The sequence below is a fragment of the Brevibacillus massiliensis genome (assembly GCF_000311785.1).
In the GTDB taxonomy this organism is placed as follows: domain Bacteria; phylum Bacillota; class Bacilli; order Brevibacillales; family Brevibacillaceae; genus Brevibacillus_C; species Brevibacillus_C massiliensis.
In genome coordinates this window covers 83227-104771 of record NZ_HE978539.1, presented here as the reverse complement: position 1 = coordinate 104771, position 21545 = coordinate 83227, and the positions used below count along the sequence as shown (strand labels likewise).

Below are 21545 nucleotides of genomic sequence, written 5' to 3'. Positions count from 1 at the left end.
GTCCATGTATAAAGAAACCGGGAACCAGATGATTGAAATGAGCACGGAAATCTTTGAAAAAATCCTGGACCATTCATCAGACGAGATATACGTCCTCGACGGCGATACCCGCATCGTCTTTATCAACAGGATTTGCGAGCAGCATTACGGGCTGAAGCGCTCCGAGGTGATCGGCGTCAAAAATGAAAAGCTGTTCAAACAGGGATATTGGACACCGACTGTGGTACCCCGCGTGATGGCAGAAAAAAAGCCCGTCACGATCAAACAAACCACCTATTACGGCGGTGAGTTAATCACGACTGCCGTCCCCATCCTCAACAGGAGCCAAGAGATTGAACTGGTCGTCATCACGGCCCATGAGCCGAACTTTAAGGAATTGACGCTTTCAAGGGAGGAAAATGCAAGCGAACACCATATATCCGTCGGCAATATCATCACCAACAACCCGAAGATGAAGGAACTGCTTGCCTTTTGTGAACGGGTCGCTGCTGTTGATTCGACAATTCTGATCCAGGGAGAGTCAGGAACCGGGAAGGGTGCTTTGGCAAAGTTCATCCATCAGGTCAGCCAGCGAAAGAATGGGCCCCTGCTGACGATCAACTGTGCAGCGATCCCGGAAGAATTGCTGGAATCGGAGTTGTTTGGCTATAACCAAGGGGCCTTTACAGGGGCGAATAAAGCGGGCAAAATGGGGCTGATTGAAGCGGCAAACAACGGTACCCTGTTTTTGGATGAGATCGGCGAGGTGCCGCTGAAGATTCAGGCAAAGCTGCTGCAGGTGATTCAGGACCGCCAATTCCTTCCAGTTGGCGGCACTGAGGTAAAGCAGGTAGACATCCGGATCATCGCCGCCACGAACCGGGATCTGCTCAAAATGGTTGAGAACAAGCAGTTTCGGGAGGACCTGTACTACCGGCTGAACGTCATTGACGTCAAAATCCCGCCGCTTCGCGAACGCCCGGAAGATATCATTCCTCTCACCTACTACTTTATCAATCGCTTTAATAAAAAATACCAGGTGGATCGCCTGATCTCCCAGGAAACGCTTGAGATTCTTTCAAACTACTCCTGGCCGGGCAATGTGCGCCAGCTGGAAAATGTCATGGAACGCTCAGTCATCACCACCGAGTCGATCATCAACCCCGGTGATCTGCCGGAGATCATTCACCAGCATGCCAAGCCCGGGTCGCCCGATACTCCCTGGTCGTCACTGGATGCCGCCATCGAAGAGGTGGAACGAAAGCTGGTCACCAAATCCTACCGAAAGTGGAAAAGCTCCCGTAAAGTAGCCGCCGATCTGCAAATCAGCCAGACGCGAGCGTCAAAATTGATCCGCAAGTACTGCGGCACTCAATGGGACTGAGGGTGGCAGCAGCAGGTCACCAGGTGGTCGTTCACCATTCCGACCGCTTGCATGTAGGCGTAGCAGATAGTCGTGCCCACGAACTTGAACCCGCGTTGTTTGAGATCCTTGCTCAGCCGGTCGCTGATCTCGGTGGAAACAGGGACTTCACTCGGCTCTTTATAGTGGTTCAGAATGGGCTTTCCGTCCACGAACGACCAGATGTATTTGCTGAAGGAGCCGAATTCTTCGACCACAGCCAAATACGCTTTGGCATTTGCGATGACGGCCCCTATTTTCAGCTTGTTTCGCACGATACCCGGATCATTGAGCAGCTCTTCCACTTTTTTATCATCGTATTTGCTGATCTTCTCCGGGTCGAACTGGTCAAAAGCCCGGCGGTAATTTTCCCTTTTTTTCAAGATCGTATACCAACTGAGGCCGGCTTGCGCCCCTTCGAGATTCAGATACTCGAACAGCAAGCGGTCGTCGTAGACGGGAACGCCCCATTCCCTGTCGTGATAGTCGATGTATAAAGGATCTTGATTGACCCAGGCGCATCTGTTCATGTACATTCCTCCCGGCGGAAATTATCCCATGCATCAGGGCTCGGGCTTAGGCCCCCCCTTTTTGGTCGTGAAAAATTTTGGTCAGTTTTCCAGACGGCTTGTCCAGTTTTTGTCTTATTGCTTTATCCAGGGCGGGAGGCATGTCCTCATTCTAGCACACCCCGCTGCCGAGACACCCCTTACCCTATTCGATTGTTCAATCTGACTTCCCCTATGACCGATTTTCAAACAATTCGCTCTTCATCAACTGCATCAGCTTTTCGCCGCTTGCCCGTACATGTTCCCTCATCACCTGTTCCGCCAATTGGTGATCCTGAGATTTTATGGCATGCACAATCTGCTTATGCTCCTCGACGGATTTTTCCAGGCGGTTTGGCTGATCCAATGTGAGGTAAACGAATCGCCGATACGGCAATTGATTGATTAGCAAATTGAAATGGTACTGCAGCTTGCTGTTTCCCGATCCCTTAATAATGGCGTCGTGAAAGCGGTCATTGGCTTCCACGTAAGCATCGATATTTCTGCTCTGCACCGATGCTTCCATGTCGTTCATCGCACCAACCAGTTCGCGAAGCTCCGAAGTGTCGCCTCTTTTTGCCATCTGCCCGGCAGCAAGCCCTTCCAGTACTTCTTTTATCGTAAAAAGCTCTGATATTTCCTTCTCTGTCGGTTTGGCGACACAGGTGCCTACACGTGGAATGATATCCACTAACCCCTCCTGCTGCAATTGCTTAAGCGCTTCGCGAACAGGAGTCCTGCTGACACCAAGCCGTTGGGATAAAGCCGTTTCCGAGAGCTTTTCGCCTAAAGCGAATTCCCCGGAAACAATTGCCTTGCGCAAAAGATTGGTAACCTGCGCGTGAATGCTTTCAGTAGAAACAGAAAGATCCAATTCCTTCCCCCCTTGCCCGACTGTTTTTACCCTATATTTTACATGGTTACCATGTACCATACAACTTTTTGCGTTAAGGAAATACCTCCTCCGTTCATTGAAACATAGCAATCGATAAGAAAAGCTTTCAAACATCTTTTGCTATAATGGGATTTAGCCATAAGTTTTGAGAAATACTAAAATGATGTAAAACCAAGGAGCTGATTGTGATGACATTGCGCTTGATCCCCTATCTGGTGATGGACGGAAATGCCAGGGAAGCGATCCAATTTTACGAAAAAGCGCTGGGTGCCGAAGTTCTCTTCAGCCAAACTTTCGGAGAGATGCCGGAAGACGCAGGGTGCCCGCCGTCGGCAGAGGTAAAAGAGCGTATCTCACACGCGATGGTAAAGGTTGGCGAAACCGACCTGATGTTTTCTGATAGCTTCCCGGGTCAGCCCCATCAATCGGGAAACCAGGTCACCATCTGTATCTCGACGGACGATAAGGAGAAGTCGAAAAGAGACGAGCAGCGAATTGGTCCATTGGATCCAGACGTGTACAGCCATCAGCAAAAATGCCACAACTCCCATGACAACGGCGGAGCCGCCCAGGTGGTAAAGGCAGTAGGCCCCCGCTGCTGCCCCCATCACAGCGCTGATCGTATGCTGCAAACCGTAGCGAAGGGATCGGTAGATCGATGGCTGGACCGACAGTACGGCAATGATTCCGGCAAAATGGGGAGTGTGCAAATCAAGGCTCCTCGCGATCAGAATCGACAGGAAAACGGCCAGGGACGTCTTGACTACGCGCGCTCCGATCAAGGGAATCATCCTCCTTTTGCTGCGACGTTGTCTTCCGCTCCCCCTCTGCTTGATCACGGAGCTGTTTCATGACCAAATCGTACAAATATCCCATGCTTTCCCTCCTCCGAAATCCATTTGCTTACCGAAAATCTTACACAACCGCCGACTCGCCGACAGCATTCCTGTCACATTTCATCACAGCCCAAAAAGCCGCTCATCGAGCAGCCCATTGTATCCGATATTTTACTAAAGATCGTCGGAGCGTTATGCCGCCACATGAAGTAGCCGAATGCACTGATCGCGACGGTGGAAATAAACCAGGAAAGGTTTTTTTGAAAATTCATCAGAATATGGAATCAATCCCGTCTGCAGCGCGGCTGCCAAATGTACCGCCAAGCAGGTTTGCCTCCTCCCCGACGAAGGCGGCAAGTTCACGCGAGCCGGGTAGATCCCTTTACAAGTAAAACCGGAAAGCAAGCGTTTTCCTAAAATTCCCAGAAAGGGATTATAACCAGGCGACGTCGTCAGGGATCGGCTTTGCGCCATTGGACAGCGCCGGGCAGGCGATGGAACATCCTGCTTGCTAGGCGAATAACCTACAGTTGTAACTTACAATCTGGAGGGTTGATCATGATTCCGATGTATCCGTACTACAGTTACGAAACCAGGTGCGAACTGACGCCAATTACCTTTCCCCCGCAGCATCAGGACGTCCAACCGGGCCTCGAGTACTTGATGGTTCCACTGCCTATCTCAAACAATCCCGATTACGCGGGAAGCGGAAAATTGCGGGGAAAAGTGGCCATCATTACAGGCGGCGACAGCGGAATAGGCCGCGCCGTCGCGATTGGCTTCGCAAAAGAAGGCGCCGATGTGGCGATTGTGTATCTGTACGAACAACCAGATGCAGAGGCGACCAGGCAGATGGTCGAACGATACGGCGGGCGCTGTCTGTTGTTAATGGGAGACCTGCGGGATGAAGCATTTTCATATGAAGTGGTCCGGCAAACATTGGCCTGTTTCGGCAAGCTGCATGTCCTCGTCTTGAATCAAGGCGTCCAATTTCCGCAGGAGAGCATTTTAAACATTTCGGCGGCGCAGTTGGAAGATACGTTCCGCACCAATATCTACCCGCACTTCTTCATGACCAAGGCCGCTCTTCCCTATCTGCGGCCAGGCAGTTCCATCATCAGCACGGCATCGGTGACAGCTTACGCCGGAGCTCCCCTGTTGGTCGATTATTCGGCGACAAAAGGTGCCATCGTATCCTTTACCCGCTCCCTGTCCCTCCAACTGGTGAATCAGGGAATACGCGTCAATGCGGTAGCTCCCGGACCGATCTGGACTCCCTTGATCGTATCCAGCTACTCAGCCGATTACGTAAGGACATTCGGCACCGAAACGCCGATGAAGCGGGCGGGACAGCCGTTTGAACTGGCGCCGACCTATATTTACCTGGCGTCAGATGATTCTTCTTTCGTGACGGGACAGGTGCTGCATGTAAACGGCGGCATAATGACCGAGACTTAGTAGCTGAACCATCTCAATATTGGGGATTGCGAACCGCATTTGCAAGAATAGCGTCCGGTGAGGGCGCTTTTTTTCCAAAAGATCATCATGACCATGTGCCTGGCCGGCATGTTGTCCTCTGTACCGCTTTGGGGCGTGGGTCAAGTAAAAAAAACTCTTATACAGAAAAACAAGGCCAGGTATCTCAAAACGCGTCTGTTTTGAAATACCTGGCCTTCTCTGTCTGTGCGTATAAACTACAACTGGAATCTGGCTATCATACGCCGGAGTTCCTCGGCTAACTGCGATAACGAACGGGCCTTCTCCACAATCTCATCCTGCATGGCAAGTTGTTCCTGTGTGGCCGCCGAGTTTTGCTGTGTGCCGGCTGCCACTTCCTCGGCGATTTTTCCCAATACGTCAAGGGACTCAACAATTTGCCTGCTGTCCAGGGCAACTTGTGAAACAGAGTTGGTTACCTCGTGGACCCTGCTCGATACATCCTGAATCGCGTTATCGATCTCCTGAAAAACTTGTCCCACCTGTTCAACTTGAGTAAAACCTTCCGTTACTTTGTCCGCTCCGGTGTTAATGGACACCACCGTCTGCTCAATCTCTGTTTGAATTGCCCCTAACAAGCCCGCTATCTGCTGCGCCGACATCGCCGATTGTTCCGCTAATTTACGGACTTCATTCGCGACTACAGCAAACCCTCGGCCAGACTCCCCGGCACGTGCGGCTTCAATCGCCGCATTCAGCGCCAGCAGGTTGGTTTGGTTCGCCATTTCCGTAATAATCGCCACAATATCGCCGATCTGCCGAGAATGGCCTTCCAGGTTTTTGACGCTTTCGGCAGATTCTTTGACCGTCTTGTTTATGTCGTTAATCTGGCTGAGAACATGATGGACAACTTCTGACCCTTGGGTCGTTACCTGGGCGGTATGTTTGGTTAGCTTCGCCACCTCATGACTGTTTGCGGCGACTTGTTGCATTTCGACGGTCATCTGGTTGATTAGTTTCCGTGCATTTTCAACCGATTCCAGTGATTCCTCCGATGTAGCAGCAATCTGCTGTGTCGTCGAAACGATCTGCTCAATCGAAGCTTTCCCCTGATCGGCGTTTGCCGTCAGAACCTCGGCCGAAGAGGCAACATGGACGGATGCATTTCTCATCCCGGTGATGACTGCCCGCAAGTCGTCCCCCATTTTTCCCAGCAGTTTTACCAAACCACCTAACTCATCCCGATTTTTGATCTTGGCATCGCCAATCCGGAGATCTCCTTCTGCTATATGTTTCAGGGATGCTGACACGATTTGCACGGGTCTGGAGATATTGCGCGTCAGGACAAAAGCCAGGATCAAAGCAAGCAAAATCGAGATGCCCGTAAACAAGAGCGAAACCGTCATTTGTCTTGTGCTAATCTGTTCCGCTTCTGCGTATGCCTTGTCAGCGCTATCGGTGTCCAAACGGGCAAGGTATTCAAGATACTGTTTCATATTGTTAAAAATGGCGTCCGATTTTCTAACCAGTTCAAGCAGCTTCAGTGCAGTGCTGGCAGCAGAATCGGCCGAAGAGGCATTTTTGCTTACCTGATCAATTTCTTGGTGAAGCGCTTTAAAGCTTTCCCATTCCGTCTGAAGCGAGGCATAGATTTTCTTCACTTCTTCCTGATCGATAGCTTTTCCATAACGACTCAACTCTTCATTAATCACTTGAAATGTGCGGACGATCTCCTCCCCATTCGCTTTTACCTTGACGGGAGACTGGTCCTGTTCAATGATATTTTTCAAGTTGAGCGATAAAATATGTTCCGTCAAATAATTGATGTTGTTGATGATAGCCACTTGCGGCAGCTTTTTCTGCATAATATCTTCCGTATTGTCTTGAACGCTCTTAAACCCGCTCAGGCTATACCAGGCTGAAGACACCATCAGACACAAGATCGCAAAAAAACTGGCAAACAACTTCTTTCCCACAGTCAATTGAAATGTTTTTCTCATTCGATCTCCTGTTTCAAACTTCCGTTCGATTTCGTTCTTGCTAACGTTGGCTGGCAACGATCCGCTTTGCGGCTGTGACGACATGATCAACTGTGAAACCAAATTTCTCCATCAACAGACTGCCCTTTCCGGAAGCCCCGAAGCTGTTTATCCCGATCACTGTGCCATGATCGCCGACATAACGCTCCCATCCCATCGGGTTAGCCATTTCCACTGCAACTCGGGCTTTTATCCCCGACGGTAAAACAGATTCTTTGTACGCTTGGGGCTGTTGTTCAAACAGCTCCCAGCTTGGCATGCTGACGACCCGTGCGGCAACACCTTGCTCCCTGAGGATGTGCTGTGCCGCCATGGCCAGGCTTACCTCTGAACCGGAAGCAATCAGGATTAACGCAGGCTTTTCTCCCTTTTCAGGCTCCTTCAAGATATACGCTCCTCTCGCCACTCCGTCGGCCGCCAGTTTTGAGGTCCCGGGAAGAACAGGCAGTTTTTGACGGCTGAGCACCATCGCTGTCGGCACTTCCTTTTGCCCCAGTGCCCAGCGATACGCCTGGATCGTTTCATTGGCATCGGCCGGCCGAAACACGCACAGCCCCGGAATTAACCGCAAAGAAGGCAGATGCTCGATCGGTTCATGGGTCGGCCCATCTTCGCCTACGGCGATGCTGTCGTGCGTGAAGACGTAAATGACTGGCTGCTTCATGAGTGCTGACAAGCGTATCGCCGGGCGGAGATAGTCGGAAAAGACGAGAAACGTTCCCCCGTACGGACGGATACCGCCATGCAGGGAAAGTCCATTCAGGATAGCGCCCATCGCATGTTCGCGAACTCCGAAGGCGATGTTTCTCCCGCTGTAATTGCCTTTTTCCAGCCTGTCGAAACCGCCTAAAACAGTATTGTTGGAAGAGGCCAAGTCTGCAGAGCCGCCGATAAGTGACGGCAACACGCTGGCAAACGAGTTAAGCGCAATTCCCGAAGCATCGCGAGTAGCCATGTCAGAAGAACCGGTCTGATACACAGGGAGCGAAGCATCCCATGAATCGGGCAATTCTCCGTTGATCATTTGTTCCAACTGTTTGCTCAATTCAGGATAAGCTTCCCGATACTGCGAGAAGAGTTGATTCCATTCCGCTTCCTGGTTGGCGCCAGCGGCTTTCACTTGCAGAAACAGCTTTTTTGCCTCTTCCGGAATTTCAAACATGCCAAAATTCCATCCGTACTGCTGTTTGGTTAACCGCATTTCCTCTGCTCCCAAAGGAGAACCATGAGCACTCGACTTCCCTGCTTTGTTTGGACTTCCGTAGCCAATCACGGTCTTTACCTCGATCAGCGTAGGCAGGCTCACAGACGCTTTCGCCTGCTGGATCGCTTCGCCAATGGTCTGTATATCCGTCCCGTCGTCAACGCGGAGATACTGCCAGCCGCAGGCTTCAAACCGGCCGCGGATGTCTTCGCCAAACGCCTGGGACAGCTCACCATCCAGGGAAATGTCATTGGAATCATACAGGACGATCAGCTTGCCCAGCCCCAAGTGTCCCGCCAGCGATACGGCTTCCGCCGATATTCCTTCCATCAAGTCCCCGTCACCGCATATGGCATACGTATAATGATCGATGACGGCAAAATTTTCCCGATTGAACCGATCGGCCAAATGCGCTTCCGCCATCGCCATACCGACCGCCATCGCGATCCCCTGCCCAAGCGGCCCGGTCGTAGCCTCCACGCCTGGAGTATGGCCGTACTCCGGGTGTCCCGGCGTCTTGCTGCCCCATTGGCGAAAGCGCTTTAACTCATCGAGGGACAAGTCATAGCCCGTTAGGTGGAGCAGACTGTACAACAGCGCAGAACCATGGCCGGCAGACAAAATAAAGCGGTCACGGTTAAACCACTTCGGGTTGCCGGGATTGTGCTTCATCTGATTCACCCATAATTCAAAAGCCATTGGCGCTGCTCCCATCGGCATCCCCGGATGACCCGAATTGGCCCGCTCGATCATATCAATAGAGAGGACACGCAGCGTATCAACCGCCAGCCGCTGCGACGTACTTTGTTTCATTGACATACCATCCGCTCCTTAACGAAGATTTATTTTGATGCGGCAGACGCTTGCTCCCAATCTTTCAGGAATCGTTCGATACCGGTGTCTGTCAACGGATGCTTCCATAGGCTGGGGAACAGCGAACCGGGGATCGTGGCGATATCAGCTCCGGCGACAGCCGCCTGCTCCACGTGTTGAATACTTCTCACGCTGGCCACGATAATCTCGGTGGGGTATTGGTAGTTTTGCATAATCGTTTTTAAGTCTTTCACCAGTTCCAATCCATTTGAACTGATATCATCCAATCTGCCGACGAATGGACTTATGTACGTCGCCCCGGCTTTTGCCGCCAACAATCCTTGCGCTGCCGTAAACACCAGGGTTACATTTGTTTTGATGCCTTCCTTGGACAAGCGGGATGTCGCTTCCAAACCGCTCTCAGTCATTGGCAGTTTAACCACGACATTGGGAGACCATTTGACTAATTCATGCGCTTCCTCGATCATCTCTTCTACTGTAAGTCCGATCACTTCTGCGCTTACCGGCCCGTCGATCAAGCCGCAGATTTGCTTGATCAACTCTTTGAAGTTGCCGCCTTCTTTTGCGATGATCGACGGATTTGTCGTGACACCGTCTACCAGACCAAGCTTGTGAATCCGTTCAATTTCTTTTATGTTTGCCGTATCCAAGAAAAATTTCATGATATCTCCTCCAGACTTTTCTGATATTCTGAAGCTCGACCACCTATTTTACAGATGATTTTCATGCACGGTATCAAGATAATGGATGGTTTTGTCTTTACCGTAAAGCATGAGGGAATGAGTCATTTTCCGATCGCCGTTTCCCTGCCTGACTCCTCGCAAAAGCAGACTGTCGGTAACACCGGTAGCGGCAAATACACACTCATCCGAACCAACCAATTGATTCATCGTCAAGGTCTGCTCCGGCTTGGTCAGGCCCATCTGCATACACCGGGAATATTCCTGTTCGTTTTGCGGCAGCAGCCGGGCCTGCATCTCACCGCCCAAGCACTTGACAGCGACAGCGGAGACCACACCCTCCGGTGCGCCGCCAATTCCTACCAGCATATCGACCCCGGATCCTTCTAGCGAAGCTGCGATCGCACAGGTAACGTCACCATCAGAAAACAGGTGCACTCTGCCGCCCGCTTGCTGTATGGTGTCGATGATTTTCTGATGGCGCAGCCGATCCTGAACCATTACTGTCAGATCCTGCAGTGCTTTTCCGTTAGCCTTTGCTACAGCTTGCAAATTTTCCATCAGCGGCGCATCAATATCGATCTTCCCTGAAGCTTTCGGGCCGACGACGATTTTCTCCATATACATGTCAGGAGCGTGAAGCAGCGCTCCCGCTTCCGCTGCCGCCAAAACGGTAATCGAGTTGCTCTGGCCTTTCGCAATTAAATTGGTTCCTTCCAGCGGATCTACAGCAATATCACACTGGATCCCGCTACCCGTACCCACCTTTTCGCCAATGTACAGCATCGGGGCTTGATCCAATTCTCCTTCGCCAATCACGATTTTCCCAGCAAACGGAATCTGATTTAGTTTGTTCCGCATTGCAGACGTTGCAGCATGATCCGCTTCATGCTTGTTACCGCGACCGATCCAGTAAAAAGAGGCTAGTGCAGCAGCTTCTGTAACAGCAACGAACTCCATCATCAGACTCTTCATCTCGGGTCACCCGGGCGCCTAGCATTTGGTTGGATTGGTAGTTTCATCAGCGAGTCCGGCTTTTAAAAACTCTTGCTCCTGATCCATGATTTGCTGGATTTTTCTTCCGGAGTTGCCTCCTTCATACTTGGAGTTTACCCATGTCTCTACTACTTTTAATGCAGCTTCAATGCCGATAACTTTTGCCCCCAACGTTAGGATCTGCGCATTATTGCTCTTTTGTGACCTCTCGGCTGAATACGTGTCATGGCAAAGCGCTGCCCGAATCCCCGGAACTTTTCCAGCAGCGATGGCAACACCGATCCCTGTTCCACAGATTAGAATCCCCCGCTCAGCCTTCCCGTTGACGATATCCTTGCCTACCTCAAACGCTACCCCCGGATAATCAACTTCATCACAAGAATAGCAGCCATAATCGATTACTTCATGATGATTGTCTTGCAGATACTGTTTAATGACTTCCTTATAGGCAAATCCATGGTGGTCAGAACCGACAGCTATTTTCACAGATGATTCCTCCATTTCTTTTCACATAACTTTTATTTCTTTTCTATTTCAATCAAAATACTTAGCAAATCACTCAAATCAATTCGGACTATTTAGCACGATTTTAAGAATTTAGTAAAATTAAATAAAGACCACCCCATCTCCATTAATTTATATTTCATATTTTATTATATTCTGTCGAATTGTCAATATTGTATTGCCTTTTGTTTTTGTTTTATATCATTTTTATAATTTTTTCTTTCGTTTTTTGGTTTTTCAAATTCCACTCCGCCTTTCTTTTCACCTGCATAAGCAGCCGGAAATAATATTGGCTAGCGTTTTCTCTTGTATTTTTTTGTTTTTGTGTTGCTTGTTTTACGAATGTTGAGTATCATAAATTACATAATTGCTGTTTACTTCTTTTTTGAGGTGAGTTGTTTGCCAAAAATGTTTTCGACGGAACGGAAAAACAAGATTATTGATCTCCTATTAAAACAGCAACGCGCAACCGTAAAGGAGCTCTCGCAACTCCTCAACGTATCTGATGCTACTCTGCGGGCTGATTTGAATAGACTGGAAGAAGAAGGGCTTATTATCCGCACACACGGCGGAGCCATGATCGATGACAGCTTACGGGCAGAACACAACTTTTCTGTTCGAGAGCAAAAAAACCGGGAAGAGAAAATGCTCATCGGCAATCGGGCGGCTGAACTTATCCATGATGGGCAGTGTATTCTGCTTGATGCCAGTTCGACGGCTTTGGAGCTGGCAAGGACACTCAAGCAGAAACAAATTCGTCTAACCGTGGTAACGAACGGATTGTATACCGCAATGGAACTCAAGGATAACCCTGGGATCACCGTGATACTCATCGGCGGCGTACTGCGAATAGGCTGTTCTGCATTGGAAGGGCTGCTCGGGGCCAGCATCCTCAATCAAATTAACGTCGACACCATGTTCACTTCAGCCAGCGGGTTTACCTTAGAGGATGGCCTGACAGATTTCAACGTATATGAAGTAGAACTAAAAAAAGCCATGATCAACTCCGCATCACGTGTCGTCGCATTGCTCGACCATACAAAAATTGGGAAAAGCTCAATCGCTTCCTTTGCAAAGGTACCGCAAATTGAGACGATCATCACGGATCGGAATACACCGGACGACATCGTGGAACAGCTGAGAAAAAAGCAAATTAACGTGATCATTGTGGAAAAAGCATAGAAAAAAGATAGCTGGTCGGCTATCTTTTTTCCCTTTCCCCGCCTCTCACTCTATCCCGCCTGGAAAGCATGCACCTTCCGAATGATTTCCTCAAAACTGAACATATTCCATGCCGAACGGCCGATAAACAAGCCATCTACATGTTGTTGGGCAAGATACTGCAGACTGTTGTCCACATGAACGCTGCCGCCATACAGAATCGGTACAGCATCGCCTGCGCTGCCAAATTGTTCGCGCAAAATCTGGCGGATGTGCCGATGTACATTGGCAATATAAGCCGGATCAGCAGGGATTCCCTGCTCGCCGATGGCCCAGACCGGTTCGTAGGCGAGCATCAGTTGCCCTGCTTGATCGCTGTCGATGCCGTAGAGACAGACCTTTACTTGCGCTGCGATGGTCTCCAGACTGATTCCGTACTCCTTTTGCTCTGCGGTTTCGCCGATGCAAATCAACGGTTTGATTCCATGCCGAATAGCCGCATGCACCTTCTTGTTAATGGCTATGTCGTTTTCATTGTAGTACTGCCTGCGCTCAGAATGACCCAATTCAATCAGATCAATCCCGATTTCGTTCAGCATTTTCGGCGAAATTTCACCTGTGTATGCTCCTTCGTCGAGCCAATGCATGTTTTGTGCGCCTAACAGCAGACGAGACTCTCTGGTCAGTTCCCTGAGCGGCAGGAGCGATGTATGCGGCGGAATGACGAATACTTCGAAAGCGGGCTTTACTTCATCCAGCAGGCGGATCAGCTCCCGGCAATAGGCCATTCCTTCTTGCAACGATTTATGCATCTTCCAATTTGTACCAATCCATATTTTATTCATGGATGCCTTCTACCCATTCCCGCATCGATTTGAAGATAATCCAGACAGAGGTAGCACCCGCGTCTTGATGACCAAGGGCGCGCTCACCGAGCGACTTCGCCCGGCCAAATTTGGCAATGTACTCTTTGGTTTTTTCCATTCCTGCCTTGGCGCTTGCTTCCGCTTCCCTCAGCCCGTCGAGAAGCGTTTTGGACTGACGCAAGCTTTCCTGCAGCGAGGCGATGGCCGGCTCTAACGCATCTACCATGGTTTTGTCGCCAAGTTGGGCTTTTCCCCGGTCTTTAATAGCCTGTAGGGAGCCCCCGAACAAATGAGTGACTGCTTCCAGATCGAAGGCTGCAAATGGGGCAGCATTTTTTGCTCCGCCCATAAACATCGTTCCGAAGATAACGCCCGATGCTCCGCCCATTGAACCGATCATCGCCATGCCGATCTGATGAAACATCTCATTTACCGTTTGAAACTCTTTTTCTTTGACGATCTTGCCGGCATTGGCAAACCCTACGGACATCCCTATCCCGTGATCACCGTCGCCAATCGCGCTGTCAATTTCCGTCAAAAACGGTTTGTTTGTTTCAAACTGGTCGGCCACATACAGAAACATGTCCCGCGTTTGTTGCATGTCCAATCGATCTGTCATCTCTCGTTAACTCCTATCCTTTTTTTATATAAAACGGAGAATAGGCCGGAGCGTCGTAATACTCCTTCAACTCTTCATCCAACCGCATCAGCGTGATCGAGAGACCGCCCATTTCCTGTGTCGTGCAATAGCTGTTGACATCGCTGTCATGCACCTTGATGCCCAGCTCCCTCAATATTTGAGCAACTCTGCGGTTGACAATAAACATCTCCATCAAGGTAGTGGAACCAAGCCCGTTTATTAGTACGCAAACCTCGTCGCCGCGAGCGAACGGAAGGTCTTGCAAGAGTTCCTTCATCATCACGTCCGTCAGCTCATCTGCTTTCATCAATTTGGTTCGTTGAACACCCGGTTCGCCATGAATCCCCATGCCAAATTCAATCTCATCATCTGCTAGCGTAAAAGTAGGCTTCCCCGTATCCGGAATCGAACCTGGTGTAAGCGCCACTCCGATTGATCTTGTGTTATCACGGGCTTTTTCCGTGATTCTCGCAACTTCCTCAAGCGAAAGCCCTTTGTTTGCCGCCGCACCTGCGATCTTAAACACAAACACGTCACCGGCAATTCCCCTGCGGTCATCCGCACGATCGCGGGGCGCCGAAGCTACGTCATCGCATACCAGCACCGTCTTGGTAGGAATACCGTCCATTTCGCACAGTTCCGCCCCCATATTGAAGTTGAGGACATCGCCGGCGTAATTGCCGTACACAAAGAGAACCCCTTTGCCTGAATTGACAGCTTTCGCGACTTCATATACCGTATTGGGGGTAGGTGCTGCAAACACGTTGCCAACCGCCACGCCATCCGCCAATCCCTCGCCGACAAAGCCGAAAAACATCGGTTCATGACCGCTGCCGCCGCCAATTACCACGGCCACCTTCTCTTTTCGGTCTTTTAATACGATGCCGTTCACATCGGGCAATTTTTCGTACGCTTGTCCATACGCCTCCATAAATCCCTCGAGCATCTCAGTTACCACTTGATTGGTGTCATTTACGATTTTTTTCATCTGCTGATTCCTCCGTGATCATGGTCCCGTGATGAGACTATGGCTTGAGCAGTACTTTTATCGAACCGTCACCTTTCGCTGCGGTGTCAAAAGCGCTGGCGAAGTCATCCAACGGGTAAGTATGGGTAACGATGTCGTCGACTGTCACTAAGCCGCGCTCCAGCAGACTGATGGCGATGGGATAGGTATAGGGACTAATGTGCGAACCCAATACATCCAATTCCTTCTTGTCTCCGATTACGCTCCAGTCCGCTGTCGTCGGTTGGCCAAACACGCTGAACTCGACAAATCTGCCCAGCTTGCGGATCATCTGCAGACCTTGGGTAACCCCGACCGGATGACCTGTTGTTTCTATATAAACGTCACAGCCGTAGCCATCGGTTAATTCCAGCACTCTTTCCAGTGCATCTTCTTTGGACGGATTGATCACAACATTTGCTCCAAATTTTCGGCTCAGCTCCAAACGTTCATCCTTCATGTCCAGGACGACCAGATTCTTTGGCGTCTTCAGATGGGCGAGTTGAATCATGAACAATCCCAACGGCCCCGCTCCAGCGATTACAACCGTATCTTCAAATTCAATTTTCGCCCGCTGCACTGCGTGAATCGCACAAGCCAGAGGTTCGATGACGGCAGCCTGCTCAACGGTAAAGCTTGGCGGAATTTTATGAACGATAGCGTTTTTCGGGAAACGCATATATTCAGCCATTCCCCCTTCAGCTACATCCTTTTGAAAGCCAAACATGTTGTGGACCTGGCACATCCAATACTCGCCGCGCTTGCAGTAGCGGCATTTCTCGCATGGAATCAACTGCTCGGCGATCACCCAGTCTCCCGGCTGTACCTGATGTTTTTCTGCAGCACCCTCGCCAAGCGCAACAACTTCACCGAAAAATTCATGTCCCGGTGTGACTGGCGCTTTCAACCAAGCCTGGTTAAACTCGTCTCCCCAGTACATGCCCGCACCCTTGAATGCCTTGATGTCACTGGCACATACGCCACATGCCAGCACCTTTACAATCACTTCTCCGTATCCCGGTTGGGGAACGGGTGCTTCTTCCAAACGATAGTCATGAGGCGCATGAGCCACCAGCCTTTTCATGGTTTTTGGCAATTCCTTCGTATTCAATCCCATATGATTTCCTCCCCCAGATGGACGTCTTGTTTAGAACGAGATAACCGAAGTTTTCGCTTCGGCTATCTCGTTTTACTCGTTATTGATAGATCGACAAATACTTGTCCACGTTTTCTTTTGTGACCAGTTCCATTTTGATCAGGTTGTCTTTTTCAATTGGCTCGCCTTTGATCGCTTTGATCGCCAACTGCACAGATTGTCTCGCTTCTTTTTCGGCATCCTGGAAAACAGTCGCATCTTGAACTCCATTCTTGATCGACTCGCAAGCATCTTTAATCGCATCTACGCCAACCACCGGAATTTTATCCTTTAATCCCTTGCTTTCCAAAGCTTGGATCGCACCCAACGCCATCTCGTCATTCTGGGCGACGACCGCATCAATCTGGCCATCGAAGCTTTGCAGCCAGTTTTCCATCAACGTCAGCGCCTCTGCACGGGACCAGTTTGCAGTCTGCTCAGCCAGCACCTTGATTTCTGGATTTTTGTCCAGAACATTATGGATTCCTTCCCGGCGCTGCAACTGGGCGGAAGTGCCAATCGGCCCTTCCAGGATGACGATATTTCCTTTGCCAGAAAGTTTATCTGCAACATATTGCATCTCCAATTCCCCTGCTTCTACGTCATTGGGGCCGGAGTACGCAGTCACATCCGGGCTGTTGATGATCATATTTAAACCAATCAGCGGTATTCCCGCTTCTTTGGCTTTCTGAACAGCCGGTGCCAAGGCGTCCGAATCCACTGCTGCGACAATAATCGCATCCACTTTTTGAGAAATCAGGTTTTCGATCTGAGAGATCTGCTTTGCCACATCGTTGTTGGCGTCCAGTACGGTAAGTTCAACATTTTGTTCTTCGGCCTCTTTCTTCAGACCTTCCGTAGCCAGGGTAATAAATTCCGTCATATAATAAACAGTAGCACCAATTTTCAGTTTATCTTTCTTCTCTGCACTCCCACCGCTGCCAGCTTCCGTTTGCCCACTGTCAGACGAGGTATTGCCGACCGATGGATTGCTGCATCCCGCAACCAGCATCGCAAATACTGCAAAGAGCGAGAAGAGTATGGAAATTTTTCTTTTTGCTGAAACAAACATCTCATTGCCTCCCCGTTTTTTGTTTTTGCCTACTGTTACTCTTTTTTTACCGATTCCCGAATGTACCCCCGTCGTTCCTGTTTTGACAATCAAGGGTCTGCCTCGCCCGCAATCACCACCTTTCACGATTGCTCATGCATCCAATCGTGATTTCACCCTATTTTGACTTTTTCGAATCCAGCAAAACAGCAGCGACAATGATGCATCCTTTTACTATCTGCTGGTAGTACGATGAGACATTCAACAGATCGAGTCCGTTATTTACCACACCAATGATGAGTACTCCGACCAATGTTCCCCAAAGTCTCCCGCGCCCGCCGGACAAGCTTGTCCCGCCGATTACCACTGCGGCAATCGCATCAAGTTCGTAACTTGTCCCAGCTTGCGGCAGTCCTGCCGACACGCGTGATGACAAGACGATACCGGCTAGTCCTGCCAGCAGGCCGCTGATGGAAAATACCAGGACCTTAATAAGCGAGACGTTGATTCCAGAGACTGACGCCGCATTCTCGTTACCGCCAACGGCGTACACATATCGGCCAAACTTTGTGTGATACAAGATAAAGTGGCACAGGGCAAACGTCACCAAAAATATCCAGACAGGGATCGGAATACCGAGAAAATCTGCTTTCCCGATGGTTAAATACGCATTCGATAAGCCTGATATCGGTTTTCCATCGGAATAGACAAATGTTAACCCCCTGGCTACGGTCATCATCGCCAGCGTTACGATAAATGAGGCGACTCCCCATCTGGCGACGACCAACCCGTTTAAAAATCCTAAAATCAGACCTGACATCAATCCGATCAGAACCGCCAGCCACAGTGTCGTTTCGTCCTTGGCAAAACTTGCCGCCAACACTCCCGTCAAGGCCACGATCGATCCCACAGACAAGTCAATTCCCGCAGTAATAATGACAAAAGTCATGCCGATCGCAAGAATTCCGTTAATCGACACTTGTCTCAGGACGTTGATCAGGTTTTCCGAGCGGAGAAAGTTGTCTGCCGTAAAGGAAAGGATTATGCACAGCAAGATAAGCGCGATTACAATTCCGTAGGAAGAGAGCAGATGTTTAGGCTGAAATGTCTTTTTTTCCGTTATAGCCGGATTATTCGTTAACTCCAACGCTGGTTACCTCCCTGTTATTAGTTCCTGTCGCCAACTTCATGATTTTCTCTTGGGTGGCCTCCTGTTTTTGCAGTTCCCCGGAGATTTTCCCTTCGTGAAAAACAATAATTCTATCGCTCATGCCCAGTACTTCGGGCAGTTCCGAGGAAATGAGGATGATCGCCACACCCTGTTCCGCCAAATCAGCAATCAATTTGTAAATTTCCGCTTTTGCACCGATATCAACACCCCTGGTTGGCTCGTCAAATATCAGAATTTCCGGCGCTTTCATCAGCCACTTGGCCAACACAACCTTTTGCTGATTTCCGCCGCTTAGTGATCCGACGCTCTGCTGCAAGCCGGCAGTTTTTATCTTTAACGATGAAACGTACTCTTTCGCTTTCGACTGTTCTTTTTTGCGGTCAATGATGATTTTGCCCCTCTGAAAATCTTTCAGCGAAAGCAAAGTCATGTTATCCTTGACACTCAACGGCAAAATCAGTCCTTGCTGCTTCCTGTCTTCCGTAATCAGGGCGATTCGATGTCGAATAGCTTCTTTGGCATTCCTGATTTTCACCTTTGTTCCACGAATGTAGATCTCTCCGCTGTCCAACGGCCTGATACCGAAAATGCTCTCTACCACTTCCGTTCTCCCCGAGCCCATCAGCCCTGCTATCCCGACGATTTCACCTGCCCGCACCTCAAAGCTGATATCACGAAATTTTTTGGAGTGGCTTAAATTCTTTACTTTTAGTACGACTTCTTGGGACACCTTTGCCTTCTTTTCCGGAAAAACCTCTTTTAATTCCCGATCAACCATCTTGTTGATCAATTGATCGGGAGTGATCTGGGACGCAGCATATGTCCCGATATAGTGGCCGTCACGGAGGACCGATATCTCGTCGGCAATCCGGTAAATCTCGTCCATTTTATGCGAGATATAAATAATTGACTTATTTTGGCTTTTGAGCTGATTGATCAAACTGAAAAGGGTTTCAACTTCCCGATCGGTAATAGCCGATGTTGGCTCATCCATGATGATGATGTCAGAGTTGTAGGAAATCGCTTTGGCTATTTCCACCATCTGTGTCTCCGCTACGGTCAAATCGCGCATTTTCGTCCCAGGATCGATCTTCAAGCCAATGCCGGAAAGCAGTTTTGCCGCCTCTTCGTTCATTTTTTTGTAATGAATGACGAATGTTCCCTTGTACTGATGCTCACGACCTAAAAACAAATTTTCTGCAATAGTCATGTCCGGAATGGGGCTTAACTCTTGATGAATCATGGAAATACCGTGTCTTAATCCGTCTCGGGGACTGTTGAATTTCACTTTTTTTCCGAAGAGCACGATGTCTCCCGATGTCGGTTGTACGATACCAGCTATGATCTTCATCAATGTCGACTTGCCCGCACCGTTTTCCCCCATCAGCACGTGAACGGTTCCCGGTCGCAATTTCAAAGAGACATTATGTAATACTTGGACACCCGGGTAAGTTTTTGAGATATTTCTCATTTCAAGTGAATAGACGGTCTGATCACTCATTTCCCCACCTCGTTGCACGGCTTGTTTAAGGTACCGTTTTCATTATTCAACAAAAAACTTCATTTGTTTTCATTTAACACATAAATATTCTTTTGATTATTATCTTTTTTCATTGTTTTTAAGTGATATTATATATTCGAGATTTTCTTTTGTCAATTTATCTTGTGACTTTATTCTTGTATTTCTTCCAGATTTGTCGTGTTTATTCTATGGAAATTGTTCATTTCGATTGCAAATAAAAAAGGTTTATCGATTTTCAAAAGAAATTCGATAAACCCTAACAGTCAACATTCCGACACAAGAAACTCCCAGTCCTCCAAAAAATACGGCAAGGTTTGTACCGCTGCATTTCCCAAACAAAAGACGAGCCGGGGCGACTTGCTCTCAAGCCGGGCGAGCAGGTGCTGCATGCACGACTCTCTCGCTTGCTCCTTATCGTAAGCCCTGGTCGGCCTATGTTTGCTTGTGTTCTGCAAAGCATCGCATGGGATGAAAGGAAGCATTTCGAACTCACTTCGCTGTCGGGAGGCAACCGTCTGCCGCCGCGGCGGACAGCCAACAAGCAAAAAAGCCGCCTATGGGCAGCATTCGATTACAGAGAAACTCCCTCATTGCCGCAGTCGGCAGAAGGAGTTTCCGAGGTGTTTCGATGGATGTGGATGTCCTGCGCAAAGCGAAGAAAACCCGGGGGTTTGCCGACTTTACGCTTCGCCGCTCAAAGCATGTGCCTCATCCAGATATTCGGCTCGACATAACAACCGCTATTCGTCTCCACATCAATCGCAACGGGAACCAGCGCGTCGGGAACGACATACGTGCCTGACGCGGGAAATCTCATGCCTGTCCAGCTTTCCCACTCTTCAACTGTCCCTCGTATGATCATGGATTCTGATGCCATTTTGATGATTTCAGCACCCGTCTTCCAATGAGTCCGTACCCATGGATCAAACGGGGCTCCATCCGGAGTCTTCCAATCAGCATAGCGGTTTATTGGAGTAAGCGGATACTTGTGTTTCAGAGAAGGGCGCACAGGCGCAACCATTTGCCCTAGCTGCTGTCCCTTTACCAATGCTTTCATGGCCGCAACCATTCGCTGGCTGATTCCCTGTCCGCGGAAGGCGGGATCAACAGCGATGGAAAGGGCGGATGCGGCGTTTGGCTTCCGGCCGCTGCGGTGTTCCTCCACCCCGCGGATCAGCACATCATCCCATCCAGCCGGCAGTCCTTCAGGTGTGCCATCCCAGTAAAATGGAATTACGTTCCCCGCAGCGATGACTTTCCCGCCTTCTTCAAGCAGAAAAAACTGAAACTGCGGAAACAACTGCTCCAAATACGGAAAATATTCATCGGCCACTTGATCGTGCCGCATAAATTCCGGCCAGCTTGCCGCAAACAACTCGTCTATCTGGTCGGCTAATTCCGGCCGCTCGGTTAACGTGAAAATTGCGTATTTCATAAGAGTATCCTCCCCAAAGTATTGCTTGTTTTACTTCGAATACTTTGGGGCTACAGCAATGAAAAGAATCACGATTGGATCACATCCTTCAAAAGGGAACGCCGAAGCTCCCCCATTTGTTTCCTACTTATTCAATTTTATCAAATTTTCCACTTCTATACAAAACGAAAAAAGCACCGCGCTCACGCGGTGCGATAATAAGAT

19 protein-coding genes and 2 pseudogenes are annotated in these 21545 nt (G+C 49.4%); 4 read left to right on the top strand and 17 right to left on the bottom strand.

All coding sequences use genetic code 11. From position 1 onward, the window contains the following. Positions 1-4: 4 nt before the first annotated feature. Positions 5-1363 carry a sigma-54 interaction domain-containing protein gene (locus HGBM_RS11310; protein ID WP_019121216.1) on the top strand — a complete coding sequence of 453 codons (1359 nt, stop codon included), beginning with the start codon at positions 5-7 and terminating at the stop codon, positions 1361-1363. Here the strand turns inward: HGBM_RS11310 and HGBM_RS11305 are convergent. After that, positions 1351-1911: a DNA-3-methyladenine glycosylase I gene (locus tag HGBM_RS11305; RefSeq protein ID WP_019121215.1), complete on the bottom strand. Its 561-nt coding sequence runs from the start codon at positions 1909-1911 to the stop codon at positions 1351-1353. The two genes, HGBM_RS11310 and HGBM_RS11305, sit on opposite strands and share 13 nt — an antisense overlap. Positions 1912-2122: 211 nt before the next feature. Further along, positions 2123-2803 carry a GntR family transcriptional regulator gene (locus tag HGBM_RS27240; RefSeq protein ID WP_019121214.1) on the bottom strand — a complete coding sequence of 227 codons (681 nt, stop codon included), beginning with the start codon at positions 2801-2803 and terminating at the stop codon, positions 2123-2125. A 209-nt stretch (positions 2804-3012) separates the two neighbouring features. Between HGBM_RS27240 and HGBM_RS31645 the strand changes: the two are divergent. After that, a pseudogene (locus tag HGBM_RS31645) lies at positions 3013-3306 on the top strand (VOC family protein); the annotation flags it as partial. A gap of 36 nt (positions 3307-3342) precedes the next feature. Here the strand turns inward: HGBM_RS31645 and HGBM_RS32475 are convergent. Continuing rightward, positions 3343-3615 (bottom strand): annotated as a pseudogene (locus tag HGBM_RS32475) (aromatic acid exporter family protein); the annotation flags it as partial. A gap of 237 nt (positions 3616-3852) precedes the next feature. Continuing rightward, positions 3853-3984 carry a hypothetical protein gene (locus tag HGBM_RS32080; RefSeq protein WP_019121212.1) on the bottom strand — a complete coding sequence of 44 codons (132 nt, stop codon included), beginning with the start codon at positions 3982-3984 and terminating at the stop codon, positions 3853-3855. A gap of 234 nt (positions 3985-4218) precedes the next feature. On the opposite strand from HGBM_RS32080, the gene HGBM_RS11285 reads away from it, so the two are divergent. Next, on the top strand, positions 4219-5118 hold the full coding sequence (locus tag HGBM_RS11285) for an SDR family oxidoreductase (protein ID WP_019121211.1): 900 nt from the start codon (positions 4219-4221) through the stop codon (positions 5116-5118). Between the two features lie 236 nt (positions 5119-5354). Here HGBM_RS11285 and HGBM_RS11280 read toward each other — a convergent pair whose 3' ends face one another. Genes HGBM_RS11280 through rpiB form a run of 5 tightly spaced genes read right to left on the bottom strand, consistent with a single transcriptional unit; the run spans position 5355 to position 11336 of the window. Continuing rightward, positions 5355-7097 (bottom strand): methyl-accepting chemotaxis protein, encoded by a 1743-nt coding sequence (locus tag HGBM_RS11280; protein ID WP_019121210.1) that lies wholly within the window; start codon positions 7095-7097, stop codon positions 5355-5357. Positions 7098-7137: 40 nt separating this feature from the next. Then, entirely contained in the window at positions 7138-9159 is a 2022-nt protein-coding gene (gene tkt / locus HGBM_RS11275) for a transketolase (RefSeq protein ID WP_019121209.1), read from the bottom strand. 23 nt (positions 9160-9182) lie between these two features. Next, a complete protein-coding gene (fsa, locus tag HGBM_RS11270; protein ID WP_019121208.1) occupies positions 9183-9836 on the bottom strand; it encodes a fructose-6-phosphate aldolase in 654 nt (217 codons plus the stop codon). Between the two features lie 48 nt (positions 9837-9884). Continuing rightward, on the bottom strand, positions 9885-10829 hold the full coding sequence (glpX, locus tag HGBM_RS11265; RefSeq protein ID WP_019121207.1) for a class II fructose-bisphosphatase: 945 nt from the start codon (positions 10827-10829) through the stop codon (positions 9885-9887). Positions 10830-10847: 18 nt separating this feature from the next. Next, entirely contained in the window at positions 10848-11336 is a 489-nt protein-coding gene (rpiB, locus tag HGBM_RS11260; RefSeq protein WP_019121206.1) for a ribose 5-phosphate isomerase B, read from the bottom strand. 426 nt (positions 11337-11762) lie between these two features. Here rpiB and HGBM_RS11255 point away from each other — a divergent pair, with 426 nt between their 5' ends. Further along, positions 11763-12536, top strand: coding sequence for a DeoR/GlpR family DNA-binding transcription regulator (locus tag HGBM_RS11255; protein ID WP_019121205.1), 774 nt, complete (start codon positions 11763-11765; stop codon positions 12534-12536). Positions 12537-12586: 50 nt separating this feature from the next. On the opposite strand, the gene HGBM_RS11250 is transcribed toward HGBM_RS11255, so the two are convergent. The 8 genes from HGBM_RS11250 to HGBM_RS11210 all read right to left on the bottom strand — a co-directional run bounded on the left by HGBM_RS11250 (position 12587) and on the right by HGBM_RS11210 (position 21341). Beyond that, positions 12587-13360, bottom strand: a complete 774-nt coding sequence (locus HGBM_RS11250; protein ID WP_019121204.1) for a triose-phosphate isomerase — start codon at positions 13358-13360, stop codon at positions 12587-12589. Continuing rightward, on the bottom strand, positions 13353-14000 hold the full coding sequence (gene dhaL / locus HGBM_RS30760; RefSeq protein ID WP_026074337.1) for a dihydroxyacetone kinase subunit DhaL: 648 nt from the start codon (positions 13998-14000) through the stop codon (positions 13353-13355). The genes HGBM_RS11250 and dhaL overlap by 8 nt, the downstream gene beginning before the upstream one ends. Before the next feature lie 13 nt (positions 14001-14013). Beyond that, positions 14014-15009 carry a dihydroxyacetone kinase subunit DhaK gene (locus HGBM_RS30755; RefSeq protein WP_026074336.1) on the bottom strand — a complete coding sequence of 332 codons (996 nt, stop codon included), beginning with the start codon at positions 15007-15009 and terminating at the stop codon, positions 14014-14016. A 37-nt stretch (positions 15010-15046) separates the two neighbouring features. After that, complete coding sequence (locus HGBM_RS11235) at positions 15047-16144, bottom strand: erythritol/L-threitol dehydrogenase (protein ID WP_019121203.1); 1098 nt, start codon at positions 16142-16144, stop codon at positions 15047-15049. Positions 16145-16223: 79 nt separating this feature from the next. Then, positions 16224-17327, bottom strand: a complete 1104-nt coding sequence (locus HGBM_RS11230; RefSeq protein ID WP_019121202.1) for a substrate-binding domain-containing protein — start codon at positions 17325-17327, stop codon at positions 16224-16226. Between the two features lie 64 nt (positions 17328-17391). Then, a complete protein-coding gene (locus tag HGBM_RS11225) occupies positions 17392-18360 on the bottom strand; it encodes an ABC transporter permease (RefSeq protein WP_019121201.1) in 969 nt (322 codons plus the stop codon). Beyond that, positions 18344-19885 (bottom strand): sugar ABC transporter ATP-binding protein, encoded by a 1542-nt coding sequence (locus HGBM_RS11220; RefSeq protein WP_019121200.1) that lies wholly within the window; start codon positions 19883-19885, stop codon positions 18344-18346. Before HGBM_RS11220 ends, HGBM_RS11225 begins: the two co-directional genes overlap by 17 nt. Before the next feature lie 715 nt (positions 19886-20600). Next, positions 20601-21341, bottom strand: a complete 741-nt coding sequence (locus HGBM_RS11210) for a GNAT family N-acetyltransferase (protein ID WP_019121198.1) — start codon at positions 21339-21341, stop codon at positions 20601-20603. Between the last annotated feature and the right edge of the window lie 204 nt (positions 21342-21545).